Annotated in this window: 5 protein-coding genes; 3 read left to right on the forward strand and 2 right to left on the reverse strand. The window is 54.1% G+C overall.

From position 1 onward, the window contains the following. The first annotated feature begins 18 nt into the window (after nucleotides 1–18). From RHM65_RS10880 to RHM65_RS10890, 3 genes are all read left to right on the forward strand, one after another. Nucleotides 19–1,176 (forward strand): phosphatidylserine/phosphatidylglycerophosphate/cardiolipin synthase family protein, encoded by a 1,158-nt coding sequence (locus tag RHM65_RS10880; RefSeq protein WP_322165977.1) that lies wholly within the window; start codon nucleotides 19–21, stop codon nucleotides 1,174–1,176. A 104-nt stretch (nucleotides 1,177–1,280) separates the two neighbouring features. After that, nucleotides 1,281–1,862, forward strand: a complete 582-nt coding sequence (locus tag RHM65_RS10885) for a DJ-1/PfpI family protein (protein ID WP_322184973.1) — start codon at nucleotides 1,281–1,283, stop codon at nucleotides 1,860–1,862. 9 nt (nucleotides 1,863–1,871) lie between these two features. Further along, nucleotides 1,872–2,177, forward strand: coding sequence for a ribbon-helix-helix domain-containing protein (locus RHM65_RS10890; protein ID WP_322165975.1), 306 nt, complete (start codon nucleotides 1,872–1,874; stop codon nucleotides 2,175–2,177). A 138-nt stretch (nucleotides 2,178–2,315) separates the two neighbouring features. Here RHM65_RS10890 and RHM65_RS10895 read toward each other — a convergent pair whose 3' ends face one another. Both RHM65_RS10895 and RHM65_RS10900 read right to left on the reverse strand, forming a co-directional pair. Then, a complete protein-coding gene (locus tag RHM65_RS10895) occupies nucleotides 2,316–6,596 on the reverse strand; it encodes a SpvB/TcaC N-terminal domain-containing protein (RefSeq protein ID WP_322184976.1) in 4,281 nt (1,426 codons plus the stop codon). Beyond that, nucleotides 6,593–11,506, reverse strand: coding sequence for a neuraminidase-like domain-containing protein (locus RHM65_RS10900; RefSeq protein ID WP_322184978.1), 4,914 nt, complete (start codon nucleotides 11,504–11,506; stop codon nucleotides 6,593–6,595). The genes RHM65_RS10895 and RHM65_RS10900 overlap by 4 nt, the downstream gene beginning before the upstream one ends. Nucleotides 11,507–11,552: the final 46 nt, after the last annotated feature.

Genomic DNA, 11,552 nt, shown 5'->3' on the forward strand with positions numbered 1-11,552 from the left:
GCCGCTCTGCGTGCTTGCATGAGGGGTGCGATTTTTGCGTGGCGCGCGGATAACCACTTCAATCTGCTGATCGACGGTCCTGCATTTTTTCCGCGCATGATCGCCGCCATTGAGCAGGCGCAGCAGCAGGTCGAGCTGGAGTTGTATTTGGTAGAAGCCGGAAGCTGCGCCGATGCGGTAGTTCAGGCGTTGGTGCTGGCTTCGCAACGCGGCGTGATTGTGCGGTGTCTTTTCGATAGCTTTGGCGCGCAGGCCTTTACCTTAAGCTTGCGCAAACGACTCACCGATGCGGGCGTGATTCTGCGGTTTTATAACCGCATGCATTGGCGCCGGGGCCTGCGCAATCTTTACCGCGACCATCGAAAACTGCTGCTGGTGGATAGACAGTTGGCAGTGGTTGGCGGCACCGGCGTTACCAATGAGTTTTGGCACCCGGAGCGCGATACCAGCGACTGGCATGAGGTCATGGTCGAAATCACCGGGCCGATGGTGGTCGATTGGCAGGCGCTGTTCGACCGGCAATTTCATGCCAATGAGCGCCCCACCGCATGGCGCCCCGCACATATTTTTGGTTTGCCGCGACTGCCTCGGGTGCCCGTAAAAGGTGTGGGTATGGGGCGTGTGGCCTATGCCGATGCCCACCAGCACCGCGACATCCTGCAATCGTTGGTCCGGGCATTGAGCAGCGGCAAACGACGCATCTGGTTGGCGACCCCGTATTTTTTGCCCACCTGGAAAGTGCGTCGTGCGCTACGCAGAGCCGCTGCGCGCGGTGTCGACGTGCGCCTGTTGCTGACTGGGCCGCGCACCGATCATCCGTCTGTGCGTTACGCCGGCCATCGCTATTACCCGCGCCTGCTCAAGTCGGGCGTAAAAATCTTCGAATATCAGCCGTGTTTTCTGCACCTGAAAATGGTGTTGATCGATGATTGGGTCAGCATTGGCTCATGCAACTTCGATCACTGGAACTTGCGCTTCAACCTCGAAGCCAATCTTGAAGCCCTCGACCCCGCGCTCACCTTGGCAGTGGCCTCCAGCTTTCAGAAAGATTTTGCCCTGAGCACTGAGGTCAGCCTCGAAGATTGGCAATCCCGGCCGTTGCTGCGGCGAGTGCAACAGCGGATTTGGGGCTGGATTGACCGCTTGGTGGTCAACGTTTTGGACCGAAGAAACTGATCCGTTAATTCCTGCCCGTAGTAGTTGCCTATTACCTGCGTTGTCCTGATCGGCCGTAGTTTGACTACTCTTGTTTACCCACGCCTTCATCTGAGGAGACAGTCATGGCAGCAAAAAAAATTCTCATGCTGGTCGGCGATTACGTCGAAGACTACGAAGTAATGGTGCCGTTTCAGGCACTGCAAATGGTCGGGCACATTGTCCACGCCGTTTGCCCTGACAAAATCGCCGGTCAATCGGTGCGCACCGCCATTCACGATTTTGAAGGCGATCAGACGTACAGTGAAAAGCCGGGCCACAACTTTGCGCTTAACTTTGACTTTGCCAAGGTCAGCGTCCAAGACTACGACGCGCTGGTCATCCCGGGTGGTCGCGCGCCGGAATACCTGCGCTTGAACGACACCATTCTTGGTTGGGTTCGCGCATTCGACAAAGCCGATAAGCCCATCGCATCGGTCTGCCACGGCGCGCAATTGTTGGCGGCGGCTGGCGTGCTGGAAGGCCGCGAATGCAGCGCCTATCCTGCGTGCGCACCAGACGTACGTTTGGCCGGCGGAACCTTTATCGACATCGCGGTGACTGAAGCGCATACCCACCGCAATCTTGTTACCGCACCCGCCTGGCCTGCGCATTCGGCGTGGCTGAACGGTTTTCTAAAATTGCTTGGAACCGAAATCACCCTGTGAGGAACACTTATGTGCGAGCTCTATGTAAAAGCTGACCCGATTCTGTATGAATCGCGCTCACGCTCATTGCGCATCTGTGGCGTCGTGACGACGCTGCGCCTGGAGAACCAGTTCTGGGACATCCTCGCCGAAATCGCCCGCAACGACGGCATGACCACTAACCAGCTCATCACAAAACTGTATGAGGAAGTCATGGGCTTCAACGGTGAAGTGGTCAATTTTGCTTCGTTCCTGCGGGTCAGCTGCACGCGCTATTTGAGTCAGCGTAGAGCGGCGGCGCCGGAGTTGAGTGTGGTGCGCTCGGCTGCGAAGTAACCCACCGGTTATTAAGCGTAGCGCCCGGAGACTTACGCTCCGGGTTGTCCGCGAGGTTCGATAACCATCGTAAGCCACCTGCCGCACAGGCAAACCCCGGCTGTCGCTGACGCTCAATACCGGGGTGCCGGCTGCCGGTCATTTTCTGCTCTGCGCCTGGATGGCAGACATCTCTTCCTCAGTATCGTTTTCATCTTCGGCAATGGTGTACCACGTTAGATAAGTTTGTCGGCGCATCCAGCCTGCTGCGGTCAAGGTAACGGTCGGTCGGCCCAGAGGGTCGTAGAATTGCCGGTCGCAATAGCCGTGCTCGCGAAACGATTGATCATCAATGTAGGTCGCGCTGTTGGCAAAATAGGGTCTGTAAATGCGGACGGCCAAACCTTTATTGTTGTACTCCACCCGTTCGCTTACACGCCAGCGAGGTGAAGCCGGCACGGTTTTTGGCTTGTTATCTTCAAGTTCCAGCTTACCGTCGATAACAGAATAAGCGTCTCCATCTTCCACCAACTGCCGGGTTTGCAATGTCCGGCCAAACCCGTCTACCGACACAAGGGAAATACGTATCTGCTTTTCAGGATCTCCGGGATAGCGATCCGCTTGCAACACCGCGCTGTGTACGGGTTCTCTGCGTTGGACCCAACTGAACGGATCGTAAAAGCAGGCAGTGGCGTAATCGCCTAATGCTTCTTGCGCCGCAGCAACAGCCTCTCTGGGGCTGGCGCTATGCGGAACGTAATTCTCCAGAGGAGAAAAGCCGACTTCGACGCCCAACTCAGTGCCATAAAAACTGGTGGCTCGCAGCATGCCGAAAGCATCGTAGGCCGCCTCTTGAGTGTTTTGATTCGCGTCGACCACGCGCCACGGTTGCAGGCTGTGATAGGAGTAAGTTGCGCTGGTGGCGCATCCCGCCGGGTCGGTGATACGGGTCATGAAAATATGATAAGGATCGTACTCGACCAAGGTTTCGCCATGGCTGCGCGTGGGCTTGAATGCAGAAACTTCATAAAAGCGTTCGGCGCTGGCGTAGGTGTTAAATCCGCGCTTGACTGACCACAGGGTCAGCCCGTCTTCAGGCAGAAAGCTGGGTATTAGCTGATAGCCGACTTCGCGGAGTTTTTCGATCAAGTCTGCGCGCGACATGACTCGGTCGTAGGCGCTCAGTGCCTGCTCATCCAGCTCGGCGGTTTCCGTATAGTCCGCCAACGCCTCAAAAGTCGCCTCTCCGTCTGCGCAACTGATGTAACGCTGGATTGAAAGCCCGGTCAGCACTCTGGGGAGCATTGCAAATAACCCGTCGGCCTTGATGAAATGTTCGTAACTGATCCCATTGGGCGGCAGGAGGGCGGCGGCAATCAACATGGCATTACTGCGTAGGAGGAAAGGTAATCCCAGCCGCCAGCTTTGCGGTCGATCAAGGTGAATGTACTGCGCGAGCGCTTCGCTGAAATAATAGCTTCGTTGCGCATCGTCGTGGGAGGCTTGCCACCAGCGCTGCTGGTATTCGTCGTAGTTTGTTGGAGGAAGGTCCGAAGGCTTTTTACGGCGCGCACAATTGACTTTCACGCCCTGAGTGAGGCCGCCCAATACATCCCAAGCCAGGTTCACAGTGTGCTCGCGCAAGGGGTCGTCAGCCTGACGTTCGTATTGATAACTCACCGACTCCAGCGCCAGCGGTAACATCTGTGCGTGACGCTGGTAAGCGTTGATCGGTTGCAGTTGCCGCACCAGATAACGTGAACTCTGGACTGCGTAAGGAGTGGCTTGCGCCTGATTGCCATCAAAGCCAAACACCTCTGTGCGCAACACTGAACCGCTCAGGCAGCGCATCATTTCCCGTAGCGTCTCCTCGTCGGCATTCGTGATGAGTGGATCGGTTTGACTGGCACTGTCGAATTGACTCAATAAATGGGCACCCAACGGCACGGCGTCCGGGTCGGCGTTGTTATAACCGGTAGGCGGTGGCTCAGGATAACGGCCAGTGTGAAACCATGTCTTGGTCAGAACCGGTGCGGTGAACGCTTCATCCAGCCGCCCACTTGGCTCTGTGTCGGTTTGCAACAGCAGGCCAAAGCCGCGAAATATTCGGTCCAAACCGTCGTAGTAGCCCTGGCGATACTGGAAGTTCTGGGTGAGCGTATTTCCGGTAATTTCGTCCTGTTGCGTTTGCTGTACGACGACATGCAGCGCGAAAGGTAGCTGTGACACTGCCACTGCACCGGCCGCCTTCAAAACCTGTTTTTCATCCAGCCATTCCTGCGCCGAGCTGCGGTAAGTCACGGTACCGACCGCGCCCATATTGTTGTTTGTTTGCGCAAGCAGATACGGTTTGATCTGTGGGAAATCGAAGCGCCAGTGCCGGGGGCTCATGTGTGGCACGGTCAATATCAGGCTTGAACACCCAAGGCCTTGCAAGTCAGCAGTGCTAACCTGACACAGGCAGTCGTAACGCACACCTTCAGGCCATGCTCGCATTACCGGCTTATGGAAACTGTTTCCGCCCTGATTCATGAATATCTGTAATCGATCTGCTTCGATGTAGATCAGGTCTGGCGCGCCGGATCCGTCCAGGTCCGCCAGTCGCACTCGCCCGGCATCAAAGTCGGCATACGTGAACGGCAACGTGGCGAATAGTTGACCTTTGCCAAATCGTCCTCTTCCCAAGTTGGGCCAGAACTTGAGTTCATTATGGCGGATGCGGATCAGGTGTTGTTGACCGGAGCCCAGAATGTCGCTGAAGGCCACCAACTCATGGGGACTGTCGCTCAACAAGGGCAGATCGTCGTCATCGTGTTCCACATCGATTTCTGACGCAAAGCCGTACGCTCTACGACTGGCATAGAGCCGCACGCTGTGCGGTCCAATCAGGGCCAGATCAGATAATCCGCCGCCAACGAGGTCGGTCATTTGTCCTTGAGGGTTGAAGAATTCCGATGGGAAAGCTGCAAACGCGGTGAATGTCGACCAACTACGGTCGGGATTCAGAGTGAAAAATCCGGCGGTGCCCGGTTGGGCTACGACCCAGTCAAGCCGCCCGTCACCGGTCAGATCGGTCAGTGCTTGGCGCACAGGCGTGCGTGAGTCTGCTACCGGTACCCGGGGCAATTCCTGCCAAGGGCCATAGACAATCCGGTTGCTGTCCGCAGCGGCGTCGGCACGCATGGGTTCACGGTACAGCCAGCTTTTGTCGCTGCGATATAACACCCCAGACAAGCCATCGCCGAACAGGTCTACAAGCTGGTAGTCCTGACCGTCGTTAAGCCCTGGCATTGCCTCAAACTCGGTAAATTTGGCGCAATCAATATCGAATTCGTTGTACGCAAAGTTTACTGGGGGACGTGACTCCATAACCCCGCAGGCATCGTAGGCTTGGCTATGCGCCGCCACTAGCACGTTGTACCTTAAATCGGATTGTGAGTACTCAAGCAGCAAGCGACCAACCAATACGGGGGCTTCATCCAGCTCATCAGGGAAATAGTGAAACATAAGCACTTGCTGACACAGGCGTAAGTTGCCCAACTCAAAGCCGTAGGAAAATGATGAATGTGGGTCGCTCCGCAGCAGCCAGCCTCGCTGTTCGACATAGGTGGGTGCATCCGAGAGCCCTGTGCTGCGCTCGCCGTAATCGAACAGCAAATCAAAATGCCACTGAAGATCGCTGAGTGAATCGACGTCCCACAAATATAGGAGGGGGTGTTGTCGGAAATTACCGTATCGCACCCGCCATAGATAACATTGGGCCACAAAGCTACGGGGATAACTGTCTGGTAATCCCACCTCGTCCTCCGCTTTGTACTCGTAGAGAATATGTTCGCCTCGGGCGTTCATGGTCTCTTCCAGCAGCCATTCGGCGACATGGTTGGCGTCGGCGGGATCAACACTGCACGAGCCAGGATTTTTTCCATATATGGCCAGGCTGCCGTCGGCGCCGTGGACCAACCAGAAGCCTGGGTCGACGGTGTCCAATCGCCAATGCTCGATAAGGTCGAAGGCGCCCTCGACCCGGGCAAAGTGACGGATGACCTGATAGGTCGTGCCTAGATCATGTCCGTTGTAATCGTGAACTTCTGTGTGCTTGATCGCGCCATTGGCGTCGCGCTCTGGCAGCCAGATATTTCCGCCAGGGCCGATGATCACATCGTCGTCGGTATAAGTGGGTACGCCCTTGGTGGCCCGCCGGGCAACGCACCCCAGGTTTATATTCCAACCCAGACCGAACAAGCCGTTGCCAACGGTGCTTTGGTAACTCAACCCAAGCCCGGGTGCATAGCCACGCCCGGCGCTGACCGGCAAGCCGATATCAAACGAAGCCGCGCCACTGGTGCCCACAGGGCCCCAGCCTTTGCCAATACTTTGGATGGCTCCGCCGCCCTTGGGCAAAGATGGCGGGCTGATGGCTGGTTGCGCCTGGTCGCTCATGACAGATTATCCCCGGACGGTCTGGTTACGCTCGCTGATCGTGTCGGACCCGCTCCGCCGCTTTTAGCGGTGTAACGGATATGCACGATGATGTCGGTGATTGAATTGATCATGTCCCGTTGCGAATCGGGATTGGGGAAAGACAATGTCCAGCGTGAAATAACCCCTGTGCCTTCGAATGGCAGGTAGCGTTCATCGTCAAAATTGAACACGAACAGACCGTCGTCATCGACACCGGTGGATACCGCAATCTGCTGGCTGGCGCGCATGTTTTCCTTGAGTGGCGCATCGGTCGCGCTGGTCATCTGCACGGCGTTGTAACTTTGCGTGAGTGTGGCGCGAATGTCTTGATAGGGGCCAACAGTGACCGGCAATGACACGCTTATCCGTTTGATTCGACGCAGGTAGTGGGCAGGATAGTCCGCGTCGAGCATCGCTTGGGTAATCTCAAATTCGGCAATTCCTTCGCCTTCCAAACGCTCAATCACAGCATCCCAACCCTTATTCAGCGTGGCCGCCTCTTCTTCTTTCTCATCGGGAATGGGCAACTGTTTGACCGAAACGGTTTTAACAATCTCAAGCTTGCGCTCGTTGCGCGACAGGTAGGCGGCGTCCATTTTCAACAAGTTGAGTTTCAGAGACTCACCCGCAGTGAGTCCCCGGTAAGCGTCCTTCCATGACCCTGGCTGGATAAAGCTGGTGTCGTAGTCGGCAATCTCGTACTGCCAGCAGGCTTGAGCGGACAGGCACAACGACAATGTGGCGTCGTAGGCCTGGTAATAGAGAGTCGAGAATTGCCCGTTGAGCCACGTATAGAGCTGCTTGTTGGTAAAACGCTCCTTGGTCAGGAACACGTACATCTGATCGACTTGGGTTTTCGCCATTTCGGCCTGTTGTAACTGGATGGCTGTGACTCTGGCTTGAGCGTCGTGCACGGCCAACTGGGCTGTGATTTGATCGGCCTCCAGATAAGCCTGATCGCGGGCGAACTCCCATTCCTGGCGGCGGCGGCGAAATTGTTCAACGCGATCCAGTGTTGCGCTGGCTCCCAAGTGCATTTCGGCGCTTGCCTGCGCTGCAACGGCGACCACCTCTGCAATGCCTTCAAGTCTGAAACCGCCAGCGGCCGCACCAGCGTTCGCGCCCACGGACATGCCTCCTTCTGCGCCTGCCTCGACACCTACATGGTTAGGAAGGACTTTCAGGCCTGATGCGATCATGCTGGAGACAAAGCCGGCACTCTTGGCGAGCTGTCCCATCAGGTTAAGGGCGGTCGCTGCAATTTCTGTGGCGCTTACATTTTCATCGAAGAGTTTTCCGTAGAATCGGGCGCGAGCCTCGACCACGCTCTTGCTCGCTTCCAGCGCTTTTCTGGCTTCGAATTCGACTCTCTGCGCCTCTAATTGCAGGTCGATGGCAAAGTGCGCGAACTCCCAGATTTGTTCTTGTTGTTTTTCCTGAAACTCAGCCTGATCTTTGCGCTCGATTATCGACAATAAGGTGCTGCTAAATTGAATAAGGGTTTCCACGGCAGCACTGGCCCGATTGAGCATGACCGTAAAGCGGTAATGGGGCGTCTCCTGGGATAGCAGGCCGCCAACACTTGCGCCCGTTGCGCCGTTGGCATATGCAGCGAGCATGGCACGTGGGTCCAGAGGGGCCGCAAACAGCGCAAGCGACATCGGCTTGCCATTGAGGGTCAAGTTGTGACGCAGGTTGTACAGCCGAGACTCCAGGGTGTCCCAGTGTTTAACCAGCTCTGAGTTCATGGGGGGCACGAAATGTGGGTTGTCCGCATCGGCGAGGGTCGGGTCGCGACCAAAGGTGCTCAAGCGCAACGGGGCCTGTTTGAAGCCGATCATGTCCTGACCGTTGTCAATCGCCGCGCTCTGTTGACGTTTCTGCTCTTGGTCTTGCATCTGTGCTTCGAAATTGCGCAGCGACTGACTGGTTGAGGCCGCTAAATCGCCCAGTTTGATGGGTGTCCACTGGCTGACAATGAGTGTGTCGGGCCGTGGTCCCAATAAATCCAATACTTTTACATACCAAAGCTTGGCTTCGCCCAAACTGTCCGGGGTGAGTTGCCGATAAGCCATGTCGCCTCGATCTATCAAGTTTTTGATGTACTGGAAGTACACCGCTTTTTGATAACGAATCGGATGGCTGGCGGCGATGCCGTCGGGGTCTATGGGCGAGCGTAAAAAGTGATCGGGGTCCGCGACCTCTTCCGGGATCAACGGCCGCACATTCCAGTAATCGGGTGCTCCGTAGAGGGCTTTGCGGCTGGGGTCGAAAATAAACCCTAACCAGAACTCGGCATCGTTGAACTGCTGCTCCAGATTCAAACGGTGTGAAATCATGAAAGGCAAATGCAGAAACAATTCCCAAAAGTACAAACCATTGGCGCCGTTAAAGTCCATCAACGCGCTGAGCCCTCCGTCGTCAAGCGGGGGCTCTGCCAGTTGTTGGGTGTCCCAGGACAGTAGTGCTTCCAGCGCAATATTCGCTTTATTGACCAGCTCCGGAGCGAATAAGGTGTTCATGCGAATGGGCGCGCGCAACCCTTGTTCGGGATTATCTTTTTTACTGATGGACGACGTGGAGAAGTCGATGTATTCAGCGATACCAAATACAGGGTCAAGGCGGGTACTCATCTTCGGCGCTATTAGGTTTTTGCCGGCACTGGACTCAAGAGAAAGCTCGATTTCTGTTAGCTTCATGGCGTTGCCTGCCGGCGCGTGGGTGTTTTTATCTCGGACGCTGACGCCATGAGCAATATAAAATTTAGGGGAGTCTGAGTAAAAAGTTGCATTGGTGAGGTTCGGCAATAACGTGGCTTTGTCAAATTTTATAACGGTCTCAAACGCCTTTGGAGCAATTAAGTTTGCACTGTCGCTTTCTCCGCTGAGATCTTGAAGGTTGAGGAGAGGTGACTTCATGTCTTTAGAGTAACGGAAAAATTGGCTATAGTTCTGGCTCTCGACGGGTGGGTGGTCGGAATGTATGGTCGCAATCCCTAAGAACGGTGCCTCCGCATATCCGATTTGTTTGTGATAAGCGATGCCACCGTACGTAAGTGATTTATTTTCGTTAAAAAATTTAAATGCTGTATTTTTAATTCGATAGCCAATAAGCGAAGTAATAAGTGCATCTTCCGTTTGGACTGGCCCTCCGTCAGCCGAAGTAATAAAGTTCTCTAGACCGCTTATTATGTCCTGTCCATGCTCAAATATAGTAAATTTGTATGACAGGTCTTTGGCGCCTAGTCCAGGGCCCGTCGCGGTAGCCATTTCGAGGGTAGATGGCGCTATGAGAGCCAATGAACCATTATCACCGTTTTTGGCTGTCAAAATTAACGTATACGAAACCAGGAACGTCGTTATCATAATGGTCACAGTCCGAGTATCTTGGACGAGATTGATAAAATCCTGATTGATAACAGTATTCAACGTGATTGTAGATTTTTCCAAATTAAGTACTGGCGCGCTGTCAATCAGGCTGATATTGCCTATGCGGGCTTGACTATCGCCGTAATTCCAATATTCCGCGGGGGCTGAGGGCGATGTAGTTGTTGCGGTTTTGATGCATATGCTCGTCCCCCACGTAAACTGAAAGTTATTTTTATTCTTAAGTGCAAACGTCCAACAACTTTTTCTCACTCGGGGCTGTTCGGGGCCTGGTTCGCCTGTTGGGGGGACAGTCCCAGAAAGCGGGAACGCCGGTGTGATGTTAAAGTTCTTGTCAATAAATGCCGTCTGCAGAAATCCAAAGGTTGACTTCGTGCCATCGGTATCACCAGTGACGAGTTTTTCACCGGCATACATTGCAATAAATAAAGAATCCGGTGCATGACTGATATCAAATACTGCGATGGTGTTCAGGTCGTGGTCAAGTTTAATGGTGGCGCCTATTGCGTTGGGCGTTGTGATATCTAGATAAATCTGCGGCGCGCTCCATGAGTTATCATATTTTTTATAAGCTATATTAAACAGTAGTTTGACATTGGGCGTTTTTACAAGTTCAGTAGAAGTGTCACTCATGTCCGGAGGCGGATAAGGCGGGTCGCCCAACTGAGTACTGAGATTTAAATGTACTTCTTCAGTGATGTAAATCAGGTCGACCCAAGTCGCAAATAAGCGGTTATTGAAAAATACTGGGCGAATGGTTCTTTCAATCGTGTTGGCGTTGATGCCAATGTCAGCCTTCTCCCAGTCCGACCAAGCACCCGGGGTTGGGTTGTCCTGTTTTGGACCTTCGGTGCTGCCTTCCCCGATATAGGCACGTTCGTTCATGTCGACCTTGCGCCAGTAGTGCATATTTTCAGCGCGGGATTTGCCGATGAAATAATACGTGCCTTGGTCGAATTTATCACTGTCGATATAACCGTTAATAATGGTTAGGTCTGCGACCTCTTCAAAGCTGGCCAAGTACGACTTTACCGCCTCTTGAGTGGTATCAATGCTGATCTTGTTTTGATTGATATCATTTTCCAGCTTAGTGAAATACGTTGATTTTTTGAGCCTCAGGTCCGGCGAAATATAGATTTCCGGGTACAGCGCCAGTTGCTGGTTGGCCGCCCAGATAGGGTATTGGCTACTACGGTCGCGCCACTCAACGAATTGGGCTTCGTTGGGACTGAGTGACGTGTAACCAGGCTCCATACCCATCAAACATCCGTTGATGTATTGTTGAAGGCTGCTGATGGCCGATGCAACCGGACTGGTCATCACGTCATTGGAAACCTGGTTGTCCAGCAAAAAAAACTCATATAAATCATTCGCGGTTTTCAAGCGGTCCTGCAAGCCCAATTCCAGCAAAGGTAGATGGTTGGGCACTACATCGCTTAAATAGTACGCTACCAGCGCATCACGATATGACTCGTTGAGTTGTTTCTCTATGGCATTAGACATGGCCATCTCCTCACATTAAAGCCAGGCTGACTGCTTAGCTTTGGGA

This window comes from Pseudomonas sp. CCI4.2 (assembly GCF_034350045.1).
Lineage (GTDB): Bacteria > Pseudomonadota > Gammaproteobacteria > Pseudomonadales > Pseudomonadaceae > Aquipseudomonas.

What these genes read in the sequence shown, in the direction of transcription:
- RHM65_RS10885 (WP_322184973.1), top strand. Translation starts at nt 1,281, where the DNA reads ATGGCAGCAAAAAAAATTCTCATGCTGGTCGGCGATTACGTCGAAGAC.
- RHM65_RS10900 (WP_322184978.1), bottom strand. Translation starts at nt 11,506, where the DNA reads ATGTCTAATGCCATAGAGAAACAACTCAACGAGTCATATCGTGATGCG.
- RHM65_RS10890 (WP_322165975.1), top strand. Translation starts at nt 1,872, where the DNA reads ATGTGCGAGCTCTATGTAAAAGCTGACCCGATTCTGTATGAATCGCGC.
- RHM65_RS10880 (WP_322165977.1), top strand. Translation starts at nt 19, where the DNA reads ATGAGGGGTGCGATTTTTGCGTGGCGCGCGGATAACCACTTCAATCTG.
- RHM65_RS10895 (WP_322184976.1), bottom strand. Translation starts at nt 6,596, where the DNA reads ATGAGCGACCAGGCGCAACCAGCCATCAGCCCGCCATCTTTGCCCAAG.